This is a genomic window from Bacillota bacterium (assembly GCA_013178415.1).
Classification (GTDB): domain Bacteria; phylum Bacillota; class SHA-98; order Ch115; family Ch115; genus Ch115.
Genome location: JABLXA010000006.1, coordinates 60,868 through 80,144, shown reverse-complemented (window position 1 = coordinate 80,144; position 19,277 = coordinate 60,868). Strand labels below are relative to the sequence as shown.

Genomic DNA, 19,277 nt, shown 5'->3' with positions numbered 1-19,277 from the left:
GGTGATAATTGAATGGATTCTCTCAGCGTGATCATGGTCTGTCCTTCTTGGGGGCGGAGATGCGGTATAGCGGAATACACTCACGAACTGGTAGCGGAACTTGCTGGCCTTGGCGTACATCCACGGGTCCTGTCAGGAAACCAGTGGGAAACCGCATTGGACAACAGAGTCCTTTCTGGGTCGGTTGTGCATTTCCAATATGAATATGCCCTATACAATCCGAAAGCTCTTGCAATGGTGATCCGTAGAGCCGGGGCGGCTGGCCCCAGGCTTGTATTCACTTTACACGACTTCCACCCGGCCAGTCTGGAGCATAATGCGCTAATTCGGGGCGCTCCAGCCCATTTTGTGGTCCACAGCGAACTCATGCGGGAAACCCTACATTCTTCTGGAATACCCAAGGCGCGTATTCAGGTGATTCCTATGGGTGCCAGGGCATATAGCGTTGGAGATCGTAAACTTACTCGCAGCCAGCTAGGAATAGGGCAGGCCGGAGCCGTGGGGTTCTTTGGTTTCGCCATGGCTCAAAAGGGCATAGTGCAGCTCGCTAAAGCCATAGAGTTGCTGCAGTCTAGCCATCCTGGGCTGAAACTATTCATTTTCTCTTCGTCCCCATTTTTCGACCCATCCGCGGACGCCGGGCTTCGGTCGGTTTTGGCCGGGCAGGGTCTCCTTAAAAACGTAGTAATTCAGAGCGAGTATGTCCCGGCGGGCCAGATAGCAACATATTTGCATGCTATGGATGTAAATGTCTTCCCATATGAGAGCACAGGCTTCATTGGCACCTCGGCCGCCTGTCGAGTGGCAATGGCTGCAGGGCGTCCCATTATCACCACAGATATTCCCTATTTCTCGGATCTAAAGGATGAAGTATTCAAGATCCCTTCACCTGATCCAGAACAGATCGCGCAAGCCATAGCGAAGTTCTTGGATAATCCGGATATGGGAAGCGGTCTTATAGCAGCCTGTAACAGGTATCTCATAGAGAACTCCTGGCGCAATGTGGCAAGACGACATCTGGCGCTTTACAAAATGATTTCATATCGGATGCCTGAGCCTTCCAGTGTGGCGTTACCCAATATCATCTATTCAGGAGAGAAGAGTATCTCTTCTGGAGTTCCTGAATCCGTATGGATGAGGGTTGTGGAGCGCTTCGCTCCACCTGAAAGGAAGTGAAAACATTGAAACCGCGTGTGAGTGTCATGTATATCGTGAAAAATGAGGAGGAGTATTTCCCATTTTCTCTTAGATCTATATACAACATAGCGGATGAGATCGTCGTCGTGGACGGTTATTCGGAGGATCGAACGCCGGAAATTGCGAAAGCTTGCGACAAAGTCAAACTTCTTTTCTGTGATAGCCCGGATTATTCCGTAAACAGAAACCTTGCGCTGGATGCAGCCACTGGTGACTGGCTCATCCCCATGGATGCAGATCTCGTCTTTTACGAAAACGTGAATGAAGTCGTGCCGAAATTGATTCAGAATTCCAATGCGGATGTCTATGTCTGCTGGTTTTATCACCTCATGAAAGACTATTTCCATATGCAGAATGTGGCTGACAAGGATCCTCTATATTGCCGGAAATTTTTGATCCGCAGGACTCCGGAGCTCAGGTGGATAAGGCCGGTGCATGAGGAGCTCACCGGGCATGGTCCGAGAGTGGCGGACTCTGACCTTTTCTGCGTCCATTATGGCTATGTGAAGCCTCAACGAGAAGTTTTCAAAAGATGGGTAAAGTATGCGGAGCTTGAGGGGAGACCCGGGGCTTATAACGGCGTATGTCCTGATACCATCCTGGATGACAGGCCGCTGAGGCCGTTTCCGAAAGAGCATCCTGAGGTGATTCGCGATTATATCGCTCAAAAGACAGGCGGAACCAGAGCTAGATAGTTTAGGTGGGTCAGGTGGGTAAAAGGAAACCGGGCGGCTCAAGGGCTGGGGTTGAAGTGAATCTTAACAACTCAAAGGGGCCGGATGACTCAAAGGATGATAGGAGAGGCTGTCGATAGTGGAAAAGATGGATATCATATGGGACGGGGATGTCGCATCTAACCATAGCTATGCGATTGTTAACCGGGAGATCGTCCAGGCATTGTCATGCCAGAGGGTGCGGGTGAATATCTGGGGGCGGGACCGTGAGGGCCGGCTTATAGTCCCCCGGACCTCATATCCGCCGGGAAGCAGGGAATATCATGCCCTCGGAGATTTTCTCCCAAGGGCATATGTGCGCCATATATGGCCCCCGGACTTTTCTCGTCCGGATTTGCCTGCTGCATATAGCGATACCAAATCTCTTGCCGCATATGGCAGCATGAGAGCCCTGACCACATATGACGACGTGAAATTCGTCGTGATTCAACCGTGGGAATATGGTTATCTACCTGTAAACTGGGTGGATCCTATTAAGGAGAATGTAGATGAGATCTGGGCCTACTCCGAATTCGTAAAGGAAACATATGTGAGAAGCGGGGTCGATACGAACAAGGTCCATGTGATAGGATGCGGTGTGAATCCGGTGAACTTCCACCCGGGGATACAGCCCATGGTTCTCCCCACCGCGAAACATTTTAGGTTTCTCTTTGTTGGAGGGGCAGCTACCTCGAGAAAAGGGTTAGATGTGCTCCTATCCGCGTTCACAGCTGAGTTCAGACGAGATGAAGATGTAGCATTGGTCATCAAAGATTGGTTCTATGGGAATATCGAGCGTCAAATCGAGGAATTCAGACGTCGCCCTGATTGCCCTGAGATCGTGTATATATATCGAGATTTCAGCCTCAGCGAAATGGCGGCGCTGTATTCCTCCTGCCAGGCATATGTTCATCCCTTCAGGGCTGAAGGCTTTGGCCTCACGGTGTTGGAGGCTATGGCCTGTGGGCTTCCTGTCATCGTCACCGATTATGGTCCTGTTCGAGAGTTTTGCAATCCTGCAAATTCCTACCTCATCAGGTCGAGAAGCATCCACTTTCCCGAGGCCAGGGTGGGAGAGTGGGTTACCTGCGGAATTCCCTTCTGGGCGGAACCAAATTCTGAGCATCTCAGAGAACTCCTGCGCCGTGTCTTCACAGACCAAGAGGAAGGGAAGGAAAAGGGAGCAAGGGCCGCCCGTGATGCGCTCAGCGGCTGGACATGGGAGAAAGTGGCCTCCCGTGTGATGAGTCGATTGAAGGCAAATCTCCTTCATCTTATTTAGCACCCTCCCATGATGTTTCATACAATAGATTAGGCCAGGGAAGGATTGTGGTTTCTTATATCAGCGTTTATATGCCTTTGCCGCTTTTCTCTGCCGCCATGCGCAGGTATATAATGCGCCGCCCGGGGTAGTCTTTGGCCGGGGTAGTCTTTCATCCCGATCTCCACCATCAGGCGGCAAAGATTCGTGGCGATCAATTTAGCGAGGGAGGGCTGGAAGTGCAGCAAGTCATAGAGGTACCCCTTCCCATGCGAGCCATAGCCATAAAGGAAGTCCATGCTGAAGTTACAGATATAAGGACTCATATAATGACCGACAAGGTCATAGTGCAGGGAATCGTCAGAAAACAGGTCTTTTTTGTGGGTGAAGACAATATAGTCCATCATTTCCCAGAAAGTATGAGATTCTCGGCAATGATCTCCTTACCGGGCGTAGCCCCAGGGATGACTGTCCAGGTGACACCTAAGATTACCAATATCATCACTGAGCTAGTCCGAGGTGGAGATGCAATCCTCCAAAAGGTTATCATTGACGTATTTGCCACCGCTTTGGATCTCAGGCAGTTTAGGGTGGCACAGGATCCATATGGCACCCTGATTCTTGCCAGGTCTGTAGTGGGGGAAAGAACCGTCCAGCAGCTCGAAAGCCAGGATATAGCGCTTCCCTCTCCGGCTATCAAGGTCAGCGAGATCCGAGTGACCCCCACTAACCTCGTTCCTTCTGTCCGTTCAGGCCAGGTCGTGGTTACAGGTGACCTGGAAAAGCAGATTTTCTACGTCGGGCCAGATGATGCAACAAGGCATGTCACCGCCACGGTACCATTCTCTGTGATGGCTGAAATACCAGGCACGCTTCCCGGGATGGAGGTATATCTCCTGCCAACGATCCGTGATGTCGCAGCGACCCTGAGCCCGGATGGCGGCACAGTCTCTGAGGAAGTGCTCTTCGATATATTCATCAAAGTCCTTGAGAGGTCCAGCCTGTCTGTGGCCACAGGGGAAGGCCCTACCATGTTGGTGGATCATGTGCTCGGGCAGGGAACGAGCCAAATCGGTGAAGAGTCCCAGGTCACGCTTTCACGTCCCGCGTCAAAAATAATAGACATCACTGCAACTGTGGCGTCTCTGAGGGCGCGTGTGGTACAAGACAAGGTGATTCTTCAGGGGATGCTTTCAAAGGATGTCACCTATGTTGGAGAAGATGGGCTGACTTATACTGAATCTTTCAATGTGCCATTTAACGATTCCGTGGAGGTACCTGGCGCGATCCCCTCTGCCAGCGTTTTTGCGACTGCTGAGGTAGCCGGTGTGGCGTTCGATCCGGCCACAACCGGACAATTGGTTACTGAGGAAGCGGTTATAGATATATATGCAACGGTGGTTGAAGAGATGAGGTCATCGATCGTGCTGGATCCTGTCGGGGTTTTGATACAGGTCCCTGTAATCGTGGCTGAGGGAATGGCCCAGGTGATGGCCGAGATCATCATCGAGCGGGTCGGGCCGGTTAGTATCGAATATGACATCTTGGTGTTTGACGAGCTAAGTTTCGTGAGCCGCCAGATCTTGGCCGAAAGCCTGATACCGCTTGGGGTTCCCGCCATCAAAATCAAGAGCGCTGATGCTCGTGTTCTATTGATAGAAGGGAACACCCTAAACGGGAAGATCCTTGTAGAAGGCAGAGTTCATGTAGATGTGCAGTTTGTGGGTGATGACAATATTGTGCGTTCAATTGGCCACGACATTCCCTTTAGTGCCATAGAGGAACTGCCGGAGGCGATGCAGGGAACGCCTGTGGAAGTATCTGCTGAGATAGAAGGTGTTGTGGCCAAGCTCACAGGGGATAGGCTCAGCGTTCATGTGCTGGTTATCTTGAGGATCCTCATCGGGCGCACGGTACGAACAACGCAACAGGTGGTTACGAAGGTGCAGGGGGAAGGGGTGACTTCATCCACCACACGGATAAGGGCGATGGTGCTCCGCGACGGCGGTGCAGTGCCGGCTGAACTAGATGTGGTCACAGAATGCGATGGGCCGCGTGTTAGCGAGGTCGCGCGCCGCACAGTAAATGTGGAAATTGTGGGCGGCCCGCCAGGCCCTGTGCCTCTCTCAGTTGTAACAGATGTTAAATTCGCCTGGTAAATACCATTCGATCGGTTTGAGTTAGAAGTCATCGGCTTTCTGAAAACCCAAAAACAGGTTATATATTTCCAATGTGGTAACGGATGAAAACCGCGAACACCTTAGACCGAGGTCCCATATGATGTAGGGAAGGGAGGGTGGCACATTGAGGGAATTGAGTCTCCCGCTTGTCGTAGCATTCTTGCCGGTAATTGGACTCATAGGGCTCATCACTGCAGCGGCGGCCATAGTTATATTCGATATTCTATTGAATCCGCGACGGCCTGCTTCTGCTCATAGGATAGGATTTCCCCCGGATGCCCGGGACCGCCATGATGGCGTCACGGAGGCCAGGATGGACGGGCGAGAATTTACCGGGGGTGAATCTGGCGGGGATAATTCTGCTGAGGATAGATCCGGTGACAAATCCGGGAACAATGCCAGGGAGATGAATTCCCCATCGAGAAGAGCCTTTACTTTGACTTCTTACAGGGACACCTTTTTCTCCTCAACCATGCCTTCAAAGCCTGCAAAAGGGCTTCTGCCTCAAGAATCCGCTGTTCAGGAAGCTACTATTTCTGGAGAGGCAGACCTCTCCATTCGAAAGCCGGATGTTTTAGATATGTCTGTCTCCGAGGTCGGGGAGGGATTTGAGCCTCATCCTGAAACTGGAGAGGAGCATAAACCAAGAGAACGATCTGATTCTCAGGAAGGACAACATCTTGGGGAACGATCTGACTCTCAGGGAGCGCCTAATCTCCGGGGGCAGCCCAATCTACTGGAAGGGTCTGGTGCTGAGGAGAAGTGTGATTTAAAAGAGGAGCCTTGTTTTGTTGTGCATGAAAATGCCAGACCAATCATGCGTGAAAGAGGGGGTCCGGAAATGATAGATATCACCCAGATTGCGAATCAAGTGACAACCATCAAGGTTGAAAGGGTTGTGGGGCATGGCACGAAACAGATCCTGCTGGAGGAAACCAAGGTCCTGCCAGCCATCAAGATCGTAGACATAGTAGCCAGCCTGGTAAATGTGCGCTCAATAGTGAAAAATGGCAAGTCTATCGTTCAGGGCACGGTCCATAAGCAGATCTATTATATCGGGACGGATGATCTTGAACATCATATGGCGGAAGATATACCATTCGGCGATCTTGTGGAAATCGTTCCGATAGATCCTGCTTATCCTGCAAGAGAAGGAATGAACCAGGAGGATCTTTCTACCATTGAAAATGTGGTTTGGGAGTTCGACCCAGCCACCGGAACGCTTACCCAAAAGGTGATCGTGGCCCTAAATGTAAAGGTCACTGAAACAGCCCAGTTGCCAGTGGCTCTGGATCCATATGGGCAGTGGATAAAGGCTCAGGTGGTCATAGGTGAAGGGTCGAAACAGAAATTCATTGAAGAACGTAAGATCGTAAATGCGGTCAAGATCATGGATATAACAGCTTCGCTGACTAATATGAGGATTACGGTGAAAAATGGCAAAGTGATAGTCCAGGGAACGCTTCACAAGCAAATCTATTATGTAGGAACCGACGATCTTGTACATCATTTGGCGGAAGATATACCATTTAGCGATCTTGTCGAGGTTCCACCCTTGAATCCTGATTATCCAGTGAAGGAGGGCATGAATGCCCAGGACCATTCAGTCGTGGATAATATCATCTGGGAGTTCAACCCTGACACATCTGAATTGACCCAGAAGGTAATCCTTCTTCTTACAGTAAAGGTGACTGAAACAGAGCAAATTCCTGTCGCGGTGGAACCTTATGGGACCTGGATCTATACCGATCTTGTAATAGGGCATGGAACGAAACAAAGATTGATCGAGGAGACAAAGACCATCCCCGCTATAAAGATCGTTGATGTGGTTGCCAGAGTTGCTGATGTGACTTCGATAGTCAAGAATGGTAAAGTCATTGTCCAGGGGTCCGTGCAGAAGCAGATATTCTACGTTGGGACGGATAACCTCGTGCACCACCTTGCTGAAGTCCTGCCCTTCAGTGAGATGGTGGAGGTGACCCCGATCAACCCAGATAGGCCTGTAGTTGAAGGTATGAGGCAGCAAGATCATTCATATGTCGAAAATGTAGTCTGGGAGTTTGATCCCGCCACCGGAAGCTTTACCGAAAAAGTCATCGTGCGTATCGACGTCAAGGTCACACAGCCGGAGCAAATAAGGGTAGCCAGCAGCGTAGTGGGATAGGTACGGTGTCCGTTCGATGGGTCCGGCCGTAGTAAGGTTGGATACTCCTCTCGGCGGACGCAGCCTTGCGGGTGATTGTGGCATCGTCCCATCGGACACGACCTTGCTGCAGGTCGCTCTGTGATCCGAGGCGGTGGTGGGAATGGGTACTCCTCCCGTCGGACGCAGCCTTGCTGCGAGACTGCTCAGTGGTCCTCGGCCCTCAGGCTATAAGGCCTCGGACCAATGCCGCCGGGAGGAGTATCCAACCCCGGGTATGCCGTCCGGTCAGCGGGCGCAGTGACCCCGTTACTGAAGACCATCAATGGGGGATGATCCATGCGCGTACTATTCCAGAGTCGTCCTGACCTTTTGAGGCTTCCCGCAGGAGATACGATCCAGGTGATGGAGACGATGAGGGCTTTAAGAGAGTTGGGCGTTGAGGTGGACCACTGCATGGAACTCAATCCCGACCTCAGCGGCTATGATCTTGTTCACCTTTTCAACATAAGTCGCGCTGTCGAGACCTACGCCCAGTGTAGAAATGCGGTTGAACGGGGCAGACCCGTGGTGGTCTCACCTATTTATTGGAATATGGAGGAGTACATTTTAAATGAGGAGTCTGATCGCTCACAGCGGTTGGTTGAGTGGTGGAGAAAAGATAATGCATTCAGACTTCAGATTCTAAAGTGGGCAGACATGGTTCTTCCAAATGGATGGGCGGAGATGAACCTCATACATCGGGATTTTGGAATACGTCCCAACTACATGATCGTCCCGAATGGAGCAGATCCCGCATTCGCAAATGCCGATCCCATTCCGTTTGTTTCAACATATGGACTTGAGGATATAGTCTTATGTGTGGGGCGCATATCCCCCCGCAAAAACCAGCTTCGTCTAATCAAGGCTTTGAGTGGGATAGGTATAGATGTGGTTTTGATAGGTGCGGTAAACGACCCTTTCTATTTCGAAAAATGCCGCGAGCATGCAGGGGCGAATATAAAGTTCCTTCCTCAGATGCCCCAGTCTCAGCTTGCTAGCGCATATGCAGCGGCCAAAGCGCATGTTCTCCCAAGCTGGTATGACACTCCTGGGCTGGTTAGCCTGGAAGCAGCCATGGCCGGTTGCAATATCGTTTCCACCAACAGAGGTACAGCCGCAGAATACTTCGGCAATCTGGCCTGGTATTGTGATCCCCGAGATGTGGAAAGCATCCGTGAGGCGACGCTGCGGGCATATTCCTCGGAAAGGGTAGGCAAGCTCAAGGAAATCATATTGACCCAATTCACATGGGAGGTCGCTGCCAGGGAGACCCTGAAGGCTTATGAAATGGTGTTAGCCTGAAGGAGTATATCCAGGTGCTGTTGTAGATAATTAGCCTGATAGTCGCCCATGCCGGCCTTCGGGCCGGCACCATCGAAAGGATGAAAATATGGCCACGGCGAATGTTATTCTATGAACCGGTTGAAGGAGGTCGGATCTTACTTGGTGCTAAAGAGCCCGCGGATGTAGTCTGACCTCGGCGACTTGAGGCGCCACGAATTGTTGCTCCCTTTGGGGAAGCACGCAAGGTAGATAAGATCGCCATTCAAAGATCTCATGCTGTACATCACGCGCTTCTCATCACCGTTTCCCTAGAAAAATCATGACGGCTGACCCGTGATGTAGATCATTCGGATTAGCCAACGCCTGATGTACATCAGCAGTGGCTGCCACCCTGTGACGTACATCACTTTCTTCAGCTAGAACATGATGTACATCACTCCCATCAGCCAGATCGTGACGTACATCACTTTCTTTAGCTAGACCGTGATGTACATCAATCTCTACCAGCTAACCCGTGACGTAGATCACTTTCATCAGCCAAGGCGTGATGTACATTACGCCTCCCGGCCAACCCCTGATATATATCACGCGTCCGGCCCAATCCCTGATGTCCATCACTTGCCAGCCGGGGTGATGGGATATTTGCCATCCGGGAAGGTAGTGCTACCGTGTTATCACGTATGGTTTCATGGTAGAGGGCGTGAGTTGGGCCACCTAGTGACATATCGACTAGGTTTTTGAGGCATGCGGCAAGTCTTTGGTCACATGAAACCGCTGGCGGCGAGTTCTTGGGCAGGTCCCGCGCGAAGGTGACCGAAAATCCGTCAGCTTAGACTGAGGATGAGGCGTTTTTAGTCACCTTAGACTGAGGGTGGCGAGTTTTTAGGCAGGTTGCGCACGGAAGTGGCTAGAAATTCGTCAGCTTAGACCGTGGGTGGCGAATTCTTAGGCAGGTCCCCCGCAGAAGTGGCTAAAAATCTGTCAGCTTCCCCGCCAGGATGGCGATATTCTCGTCAGGTAAGGATGGTTTCGACAAATTCTGGGTCAATCTCATCTTGAGCTGGCTAGAATTTAGGCAGGTTTTGCTCAAGGGTGGCCAAGATTTCGCCAGCCCCTGGTCCGGGGTGGCGAATTTCTCGCCAGTTTGCCCTCAAATTGGAAGATTATAGGTTATGATTATCCATAAAGAGGAATTCTATGGTATATCTTGGCTAGGGGTGGCGAGATTTTAGCCGGTTCGGACGCAGAGGTGGCTGAAATTTCGTCAGCCTCTGCTCTCAAGTGCCGAAAATCCTGTCGCCTCGCCTTTGGACTGGGTAATTATGGGCTATGTTTATCCATAATAAGGAATTTTATGAGATACACTGGTTCGGGGTGGCAATGTTCTAGCCAGCCAAGGAGTGGATGTGGCTAGAATCATGCCAGTCTCTGCTCTCAAGTGACGAGAATCCAGCCAGCTCAACTCCTCATCAGGAGAGTATAGGAAAGATCATCTGGCATAAAGAAATCTGCGGTATATCCCGGGCAATAGTGGTAATGTTTTCGCTAGTGTGGGCGGAGAGCAGCCCTGCAATGAAGTCAGGTAAGAGGTAGAGACTAGCTTGTTGGTCCTCGCATAAAGCTAATGAGATCTTCGTTAGCCCCTCTCCCATCAGTGATTATTATAATAGGAAAATTGCCGGAGGGGGGAATGAGAAGATAGATGCAGCATCTCTCCCCATCTTTTAAGTTGGAGCTTGTATATCTATAGACCCAAGACAGTCATCACCAAAGGCCCGCAAAGGCAAGGGCCCGCAAAGGCAAGGGCCCGTAAAAGAGCCAGCTTAGGGGAAACCATTAGGGTGCTGTTGGACCTATCCCCTGCGTAAGCATTGTACCAGGGGAATAAAGATGACAGTATCTGGCGCCACAAAAGAACTACCCCTGTTGAGGATTCTATCAGTTCAGAAAAGACACCTACCGTGGGAAGTGCGCATCGAGGTTTCTCCTGAAGTCAGCGATATATTGTCGGTGGACCTCCGGCCAGGGAAACTACGAATGCAGCGGAACAGACATCTTTTGCTCTTTGAGTGCGGAGTACAGGCAGCGCTAGACACGGTGAGGGATGGGGGAGTACGGGCCTCTGAAATCGAAAGCTTGCGTCTGAGCGGATACATAGGAGACGTCTCTTCAAAAGCCGCATATGGGAGCGTTCAAGCGTCAAAAGTCACCTACGGGGGCGTTCAAACGTCAAAATCTACATATGGGAGCGTCCAGGCAGCCTCATGTGTCGCAATTCCATATGCCTCGGATGGCGCCGCGGCAAAGCCCCTATATGTCTCGGATGGCGTCCCGGCAAGAGCCTCACATGGCGCCAGAAATAACGATGATGATAACGGTGGGGGAATGGAATCTAATCTATATGAGGGAATGATCCGTATGGACGATCCAGCCTTTGCCTATGATCGCCCAGGGCATACCCTCTTTCTGTCTAGTGGGGCCTCTATAGTGATCTGGAAAGTGAAGAAGGAACCTGTCCGCGTCATTGTAGACGGGGATCGGCGGGTGGGCAAGGCACCTACTCGGACCATCGTAGACGGGGATCAGAGAGTAAGCAGGGAACCTACTCGGGTCATTGTAGATGGGGACCAGAGGGCGGGCAAGGAACCCATTCGAGTCATCGTGGATGGTAGTCGGGGGTTAGAGAAGGAATCCGGTCAACAAGCAAATGAAGGACCTAACAGCACCGCGATATGTTTCAATGCAGGAGAACAGGTGAGGAGCAAAAAAGCGACGCATGAGATAATAGTTTCGGAATTGGTGGACAAAGCCGGGGGAGACTGGCGAGAAGCACGGTTCAGCATCTCCGGCGCCTGGGAAGAAGGCATCGGTCGGCAAGAATCTCCCAGCCCCCGAATATTGGCCGACGTCATACTTTGGGAGGCAAGCGTGCAAAGGATAATCCAGGGAGAGATCCCCATAGCGCCAGCGCCACGCGTGATCGACCATCATGTGTCTCCCCTTGAGATAGAGTCGCGTCAGGCGCAGGGCGGGGTATTAGTCGCCGTTGATATTTCCCAGGAAATATATTACTCACTCCCTGATGGCCTTCTGCGATCTGCCAGAAAGAATGAACGCTTCACATGTTTTGTACCATATTCTCAGGGCAGGCTGACAGAATTTAAGGATGACATTGAGGAAGATATGTCCATGCGGAGCATTTGGGTTTACCCAAATATCTCCATTGTCAGCAGAGAATATGAATATTCATCCGGAATAGTCCATGTGGCCCTTCTGGTGGGGTTAGATATTGCAGTCACAGGAAGGCGAGAGGTCCTGCTCTTGCAGGAGGGATCCCCAGATGACGGGCCCTGCCCGCCGAGTCGCTCGGATCAGTGGTTCTGGAGGTTGATGAGACGAGTATTCCCATGGATCACGTCCAATGGCAAGGCACCAAAGAGGCTTCACGGGAATAGAATAGACCACGATGTTGATGTGATCTCGAAAATAGCTCCCGCCATGCGGGGGCACTCCCGTTCTTCTGAGGGTGTCTCCTCGGCGGCGCGGGTGGCTATAGGGGATTCTCCCGTGGATGGTGAAATGAATGGCCCCAGGCAGTAAGCTGATCCGAGATATTGTGGGCAGGCGTATCCTGCGGCAAGCGATGCAGGGTGATGATGTCGCTTATGTTCAGGCCAGGCTCAATAGTCTTGGATATGAGGCCGGTCCCGAAGATGGCCTGTATGGATATCTGACAGCTGACGCCGTCAGCCGATTTCAGGCAGTTCACGGTCTGCGGCAGGATGGAATAACCGGCCCACAGGTCTTTGCAGCATTACTAAGTGACTTTGCCCTGTCTCAGGAGATGCATATCGTGAAGTCCAGGAAGGAAGCTCTATCGCAGATTGCCGAAAGACTGGACGTTCCTCTGACGCTACTGGCGGAAGCAAATCAAATCGCGCCGGAGTCAAGGCCATACAGGACACAGAGACTCGTGGTCCCGGTAAGGACCGTGATCGGGTTCTATCTTTGCGAACGGGGACTTGTCCAACCTTATTTCACCATTGAACGCAACGCCCGGAATCTAACTTTTATAGCCCCAATGTGGACTGCCATTGACGCTGACGGCTATGTTCGCGGAGGCGGTCCTGATAAGGTCATCTCCCTGGCCTTGCTGCATGAAATAGGGATAATGCCTGTTGCAGCGTTCAGGGGAAATGGGATTCCTGACGCTGATGCCGCAAAGAAGGTCTTGGCGTCAAAAAAGGCGCGAGATATGGCTGAAAGGGGAATCGAGGACCTTGTGGTGAAGGGGAAGTCATCTGGAGTGATTCTGTGGCTTACTTCTGTTGCTCCAGAGGATTGGTATCGAGCACTCTCTTTTGTTTCCAATCTGGCAAAGCGCTTACATAAAAGAGGAAGGTACCTATTTGTGGCCCTTCCGCCATCTTTCTCCTCCGAGGAAGAAGAACAAGAGAGTGATATGGATGACCTGGGTAGACGGTCTCTCGTGTCTTTCCCCGCGCCTTACTATGAAGGCCTGGGCCGGGCGGCAGACCAGATCATTCTTCTGACTTTCGATGAACATACCATGGAAGGCCCTCCGGGACCCATTGCCTCCATCAATTGGGTTAGAAGGGCGGTAAAACATATCATTTCGTTTGTTCCATGTTGGAAGGTCATAATCACGGCACCGACCTACGGGTATGACTGGCCACAGCCGCGGCGAGAATCTCCCCCATCGGATCTTACGGCAACCCGCCTCACACATGAGGAAATATCCGCGCTGATAACGGTCTTCAAGCCGGATGTGGTTCTAGATCCAGAGACAGGCTCACTAGGGTTCAGGTACAGGTCATGTCGCATTACACATCAAGTATTCTTTGAGGATGAAAGGACCCTCATCTTGAAGCTGGATCTCGTACATCGATATCATCTGGCGGGTATAGCTCTCTACTACCTGGGCCCTGAATCTTCGCTCACTTACTCCGCCATTCGAAGCAAATTCAAAGTGAGGACGGGTATGGGGAGGGAATCTAGTTGAAAGCGTTGATCACCGGAATTACCGGTTTCGCCGGCAGTCACCTGGCTGAATTTCTACTATCAAAAAGTATTGAAGTCTGGGGAACGATCAGGTGGCGCAGCAGGACCGAAAACATAGAAGGCTTTAAAGATAGGATACACCTTATAGAATGTGACCTTGTGGATTCTTTTGCAGTAGACTCGGCCATAGAGTCCGTAAAGCCTGACATGATATTCCATCTGGCGGCTCAGAGTTTTGTGCCGACATCATGGATATCACCCTATGATACGCTCATAAACAACATAGTGGGAGAGCTAAATCTCCTTGAAGCTATTCGCAGAGCGGGAATCGAAACTCGAATCCAGATCGCTGGTTCATCTGAGGAATATGGGCTCGTTTTTGAAGATGAGGTCCCCATAAAGGAAACCAACCCGCTAAGGCCGCTGAGCCCATACGCAGTAAGCAAAATCGCCCAGGATTTCCTCGGCTATCAATATTTCAGAAGCTATGGAATGCATATCGTAAGGACTCGGGCGTTCAACCATACGGGGCCAAGGCGGGGAGAGGTGTTCGTTACATCCAATTTCGCGAAGCAAATTGCGGAAATGGAGCTGGGAATCCGCGAACCTATTCTCCACGTTGGCAATCTCGACGCAAGAAGGGACTTTTCGGATGTAAGGGATGTGGTGAGGGGCTATTATCTTGCCTTGGAGAAGGGCGAACCGGGAGAGGTGTACAACATTGCGAGTGGGCATTCCTGCAGGATATCCGAGATTGTGGATATGCTTTCAGGAATGGCAAATGTGAGATTTAAAGTCAGGCAGGACCCCGAGCGAATGAGGCCGTCGGATGTGCCTATTCTCATTGGAGACTGCACGAAACTGGCTGAAAGGACGGGGTACCGGCCGGAGATCCCCATAGAGGTTACATTGAGGGATCTCCTGGATTATTGGAGAACCAGGGTCAAATCCGGCGCCCCCGGGAGGTGAGCTCTCGGGGGGTGTAAAGGATGAAGGCATTGATACTGGCAGGGGGCAGGGGCACTCGCCTCCGGCCTTTGACATATATTTGCCCTAAAGGGCTCGTCCCTGTAGCAAATAGGCCATTTCTCGAGTATCAACTGGAGCTTCTAAGCCGGTATGGGGTAAGGCAGGTTATCCTGAGCCTCAACTATATGGCTGAGTATTTCAAGCATGTCCTGGGTGATGGGGAAAAATGGGGTCTCACGCTGGAATATCTGCTCGAGGATAGCCCTCTTGGCACCGGTGGAGCCATAGCAGAATGCTATCGCTTTTGGGATGGCGAGGATCGTCTCGTGGTCCTCAATGGAGATGTCCTGACAGATATAGATCTTTTGGAGCTTCTGGATTTTCACGTGGAGAAGGAAAGTGAGATCACGATTACTGTGACAGAAGTTTCCGACCCTACTTCATATGGACTTGTATTCACAGATCAGGATGGGAGAGTGACGCGGTTTATTGAAAAGCCGGGATGGGATGAGGTTCAGGCCAACACCATCAATGCCGGGATATATGTCATAGAAAAGAAAGGCTTGGACCGTATTGCGCAGGGGGTGAAACGCCACCTTGCCATCGGAGAAGGAGCTATGAGGGGAGGGAGGGAGATATCGCTTGAACGAGACCTCATGCCTGTCTTTCTTGAGGAGGGCTGCGCTATCTATGCATATCTAATGAAAGAGTATTGGCTTGACATAGGGACTCTTTCAAAATATGTGCAGGCCCACCATGACATCCTTTGTGGCAGAGTTGACACAATGATGCCCGGTAGAAAAATCTCGCGCGGAGTTAGAGGTGAAAAAGAGGTTTTCGTTCATAATACGGCGCAACTCAATGGGCCAGTTTTGTTCGGCCAAAATGTATCGATCGGGCCCCTTGCAAGGATAGGTCCATTTACTACCATAGGGGCACGCGCCAGGATCGGGGAGGGGGCTGAGATAGTCGAAACTATCATCCATTCTGGCGTGAATATCGGCAAGGATGTCAGACTCACTCGATGTATCGTTGCCCAGGGTGTCGAAATAGGAGATGGCTGTTCACTTCATTCAATGGTTTTAGGGCCCGGCACAGTGATTGGCAAGGGGTCATGCCTATTTCCGTAAGACCGAGAAATTCTCTATGCACTTTTCGATAGTCCCTGCATATAGTATAAGTGAAAATTGGCTGTCTACTTTTGTCATTGTCTAGGAAGGGGGAGGAGAGATGACCGTCGGGCTTGAGTTAAAGCAGGAGTTGCTCAAAGTTGAGCAGGTCGTCGGTGAGACGACGGTGCGCAAGGTCTTCCGTGAAATGATCAAGATCCCGGCTGGTGCACCGACGGCCGAAAAAGTCGTAAGTGTCGATGCGACTTTGAAGACCTCGGCGTATGAGATCATTAAAGATAAGGTGATCATTGAGGGCACCGTGGATGTCCGAGTCCTGTATGTTGGTGTTGTTGCCGCGGGGAGCCAACCGGTACAATTACTTGAGCAGGAGGTATCTTACGAACTAGTAGCCGAGATACCAGGTGTGGAACCTGGCATGAACGTAAGCATTGACGTCAGGGCGGAGCATGTGGCCAATGAACTCGTGGATCCTCATACGATCAGGGTAGAAGTCCTGGTGCGGGCCTTTGCGAAAGCCACGAAGACGGAGCAGCTCGAAATAGTCACCGATGTCAAGGGGCCGGAAGATCTAAAGGTTACCAAGGAACTCCTCAAGGTCGAGGACGTGGTCGGAGAGGCGGCCTCTCAAGTGGTTGTGACCGAGAGAGTTGCCGTTCCAGATGAGAAGCCTGACATTCAATCCATAATCTCGGTGAACGGGCGCACAAGGTTAACGGATGTTCAGATTCTTGACGACCAGGTAATAGTAGAGGGCGCGGTTGATGTCAATGTCATGTATGCGGCAGCCATCGGTGATCCCAATAGGATGCCAGTACATTTCATGGAGGTCCAGGCGAAATTTACTCATGTCGTTGAAGTCCCTGGCGCTCGTTCAGGAATGCATGTACAGGTCCATGTTGAGCAGGAGACGATTGACTATGATCTCATCGACGCCAGGACTGTAAGCATTGACGCGGTAATAAAGCTTACCGTCAAGGTGACTGCTACGAAGCAGCTGGAAGTCGTGACCGATGTCATATCTAAGACCGTCGTGGTAGATGTTGAGAAACGGCTTCTGAAGGTCCAGGAGGTGGTGGGTGAGGACACGGCCCAGGCAATGCTCAAAGAAACGCTGCAGGTGCCTAGGGAAAAGCCAAACCTTGAGCGGATCATCAGGGTGGATGAGAGTGTAAAGGTTGAAGAGATTCGTATACTCGCCGGAAAGGTCATAGTGGAGGGGACAGTCAAACTGCAGACTCTGTATGTGGCCCAGACAGTCGAGGGGGATCAGCCGGTCCATCACATGGACCACCAGATCAAGTTTACACAATATGTGGAGATCCCAGGCGCTGAGCCTGAGATGACGGCAGAGGTTCGGGCGGCAGTCGAGCATGTGGAATTTGAGGTGGTAGAGGACAGGTCATTTCAGGTAAGGCTACTAGTTTCGATTACTGTCAAGGTCACAGAGCCGGTACAGCTGAATATCGCGATAGATGTGGTGATCGTCACACCGCCTGAAGCTCCGTGCACTACTCCCACCATGACATTTGTCACCGTGCAGCCAGGTGACACCCTGTGGGCTCTGGCGCGCAAGTATAATACGACAGTTGAAGCTATTGTAAGAGCCAATAATATCGCTGACCCTAACATGATCCAGGTAGGCCAAGTGCTGCAGATCCCTGTGTGTCCCCCGCCGAAGGGATAAGGGATATCGATACGATTGGATGATAGGTCCTGAATGGAACTTAAGAGTAAGAGACGGGGGGCATTGGCCCCCCGCTTCGCTTAGCGTGCCATGTCGACATCGTATTGCATATATTGTAATGAAGTATGCCTCAAAGGGGGAGGGAAACGAAAGGATGGTAACTAAGACTGAACGGCTTAAACTTTACGAGATCGTGGGAGAGAACCGAGTTAGGGCCGTTCTGAGGGCAGTTCAGGATATTCCTGCCGAGAAACCGGACATCGCGAAGATTCTGAGTGTCGTGGATACCACCATCGCGGCCACTGGGACCGCCATCCCCAATAAGGTTGTCGTCCAGGGAACTGCCACGGTACAGATCATATATGTTGCCGCCCTGGCTGATCAGCCAGTCCACCATACCCACCAGGAGATACCTTTCATGCAGTTTGTGGATGTCCCTGGGGCGGAACCGGGGATGAACGTCCTTATACGGACAAAGGTAGAGTTCGTGAATGCAGTGATGAGGGGCCCGCGTACCATCGAGATCGAGATCATCGTCGAGATCTTCGCGAAGGTCGCCCAACTGGTCCAGCTCGATGTAGTAACAGATGTATCTTTCAAGAGCATTCCTGCTAAAGTGACAAAGGAATTGCTCAAAGTGGAGCATGTCATGGGCGAGAACTACGCCCAGGTGAATCTGCGTAACACGCTGAGCGTGCCCGCAGGCAAACCTGCGATGCAGAAGATCCTGAATATCGTAGGCTGGCAGGTCTCTATCACTGAGATCAGAGTGATCCCTGACAGAGTGATAATCCAGGGCACCCTTACGACCCAGATCATCTATGTCGCCGCCACGCCGGATCAGCCAGTGCATCATATGCACCAGACGGTCAATTTCCTGAGCTTTGTGGATGTCCCCGGAGCTATGCCCGGCATGATGGTGGAGATATTCCCCAGCATGGAGTTTGCGCAGGCGACTATGGTGGATCCCACAACTTTGCTGCAGGAAGTGATCTTGAAGTTGTTTGTCAAGGTCACTCAGATCGAACAGCTCAAGGTAGTCGTTGATGTGAGATCTGACAGGGTCCCGATCAAACTGGAGACCAGGCTTGTCCGCGTAAGCGAAGTAGTCAATGAGGCAACAAGGCAGGTCAACATCCGGCGGCAGGTCACTGTCCCGGCCGGAAAACCGAATATCCAGAAGATCCTTGGAGTGTTTGACACCAGGGTGACTATAAATACGGCGGAGGCTCTGCCCAACAAAGTCGTCATCCGGGGCACTGTGGGGATCCAGGTCATTTATGTGGCTGCCTTGCCTGATCAGCCAGTGCATCATATGGAAGTAACTGTAGATTTCATGGAGTACGTAGACATTCCTGGAGCTGCGCCCGGTATGGAAGTTCAGGTGCATCCAACTGTGTCCTATGTCAATGTGCAGACAGTACCGCCGGGCGAATTGCCGGAGGGCGGGACCCGAGAGGTCCTCATCGACATGATTCTCGACCTTTTTGTAAAGGTTACAAAGATGGTTCAAATGAAGGTTGTCATAGACGTATCTACCCCAGAGGGGTGGCTTGACTGGTAGATCGAAGACTTGTATCAAAAGCATGTCTCCCGCCGTGCCGCCGCGCGGGGAATCTGGGTTGGCCCTGACTGGCCCGGCAGTTGTT

The 19,277-nt window shown here is 51.5% G+C and carries 12 protein-coding genes; all 12 read left to right on the top strand.

Annotation, left to right across the window (positions count from 1 at the left end):
* Positions 1-12 precede the first annotated feature (12 nt).
* The 12 genes from HPY52_07005 (at position 13) to HPY52_06950 (ending at position 19,192) form a co-directional block, all read left to right on the top strand.
* Entirely contained in the window at positions 13-1,176 is a 1,164-nt protein-coding gene (locus HPY52_07005) for a glycosyltransferase (protein NPV80013.1), read from the top strand.
* Positions 1,173-1,892 carry a glycosyltransferase gene (locus HPY52_07000; GenBank protein ID NPV80012.1) on the top strand — a complete coding sequence of 240 codons (720 nt, stop codon included), beginning with the start codon at positions 1,173-1,175 and terminating at the stop codon, positions 1,890-1,892. The genes HPY52_07005 and HPY52_07000 overlap by 4 nt, the downstream gene beginning before the upstream one ends.
* 118 nt (positions 1,893-2,010) lie before the next feature.
* On the top strand, positions 2,011-3,192 hold the full coding sequence (locus tag HPY52_06995; protein NPV80011.1) for a glycosyltransferase: 1,182 nt from the start codon (positions 2,011-2,013) through the stop codon (positions 3,190-3,192).
* A 218-nt stretch (positions 3,193-3,410) separates the two neighbouring features.
* The gene (locus tag HPY52_06990; protein NPV80010.1) at positions 3,411-5,330 is read left to right on the top strand and encodes a DUF3794 domain-containing protein; all 1,920 of its coding nucleotides are present in this window, start codon (positions 3,411-3,413) and stop codon (positions 5,328-5,330) included.
* 145 nt (positions 5,331-5,475) lie between these two features.
* A complete protein-coding gene (locus HPY52_06985; protein NPV80009.1) occupies positions 5,476-7,515 on the top strand; it encodes a DUF3794 domain-containing protein in 2,040 nt (679 codons plus the stop codon).
* A gap of 318 nt (positions 7,516-7,833) precedes the next feature.
* Complete coding sequence (locus HPY52_06980) at positions 7,834-8,838, top strand: glycosyltransferase family 4 protein (GenBank protein NPV80008.1); 1,005 nt, start codon at positions 7,834-7,836, stop codon at positions 8,836-8,838.
* Between the two features lie 1,872 nt (positions 8,839-10,710).
* A complete protein-coding gene (locus tag HPY52_06975) occupies positions 10,711-12,420 on the top strand; it encodes a hypothetical protein (GenBank protein NPV80007.1) in 1,710 nt (569 codons plus the stop codon).
* A complete protein-coding gene (locus tag HPY52_06970) occupies positions 12,404-13,843 on the top strand; it encodes a hypothetical protein (GenBank protein ID NPV80006.1) in 1,440 nt (479 codons plus the stop codon). Before HPY52_06975 ends, HPY52_06970 begins: the two co-directional genes overlap by 17 nt.
* Positions 13,840-14,811 (top strand): GDP-mannose 4,6-dehydratase, encoded by a 972-nt coding sequence (locus tag HPY52_06965; GenBank protein ID NPV80005.1) that lies wholly within the window; start codon positions 13,840-13,842, stop codon positions 14,809-14,811. The genes HPY52_06970 and HPY52_06965 overlap by 4 nt, the downstream gene beginning before the upstream one ends.
* A gap of 20 nt (positions 14,812-14,831) precedes the next feature.
* Positions 14,832-15,941, top strand: coding sequence for an NDP-sugar synthase (locus tag HPY52_06960; GenBank protein ID NPV80004.1), 1,110 nt, complete (start codon positions 14,832-14,834; stop codon positions 15,939-15,941).
* A 100-nt stretch (positions 15,942-16,041) separates the two neighbouring features.
* Positions 16,042-17,628, top strand: a complete 1,587-nt coding sequence (locus HPY52_06955) for a DUF3794 domain-containing protein (GenBank protein NPV80003.1) — start codon at positions 16,042-16,044, stop codon at positions 17,626-17,628.
* 154 nt (positions 17,629-17,782) lie between these two features.
* Entirely contained in the window at positions 17,783-19,192 is a 1,410-nt protein-coding gene (locus tag HPY52_06950) for a DUF3794 domain-containing protein (protein NPV80002.1), read from the top strand.
* The last annotated feature ends 85 nt before the right edge of the window (positions 19,193-19,277 follow it).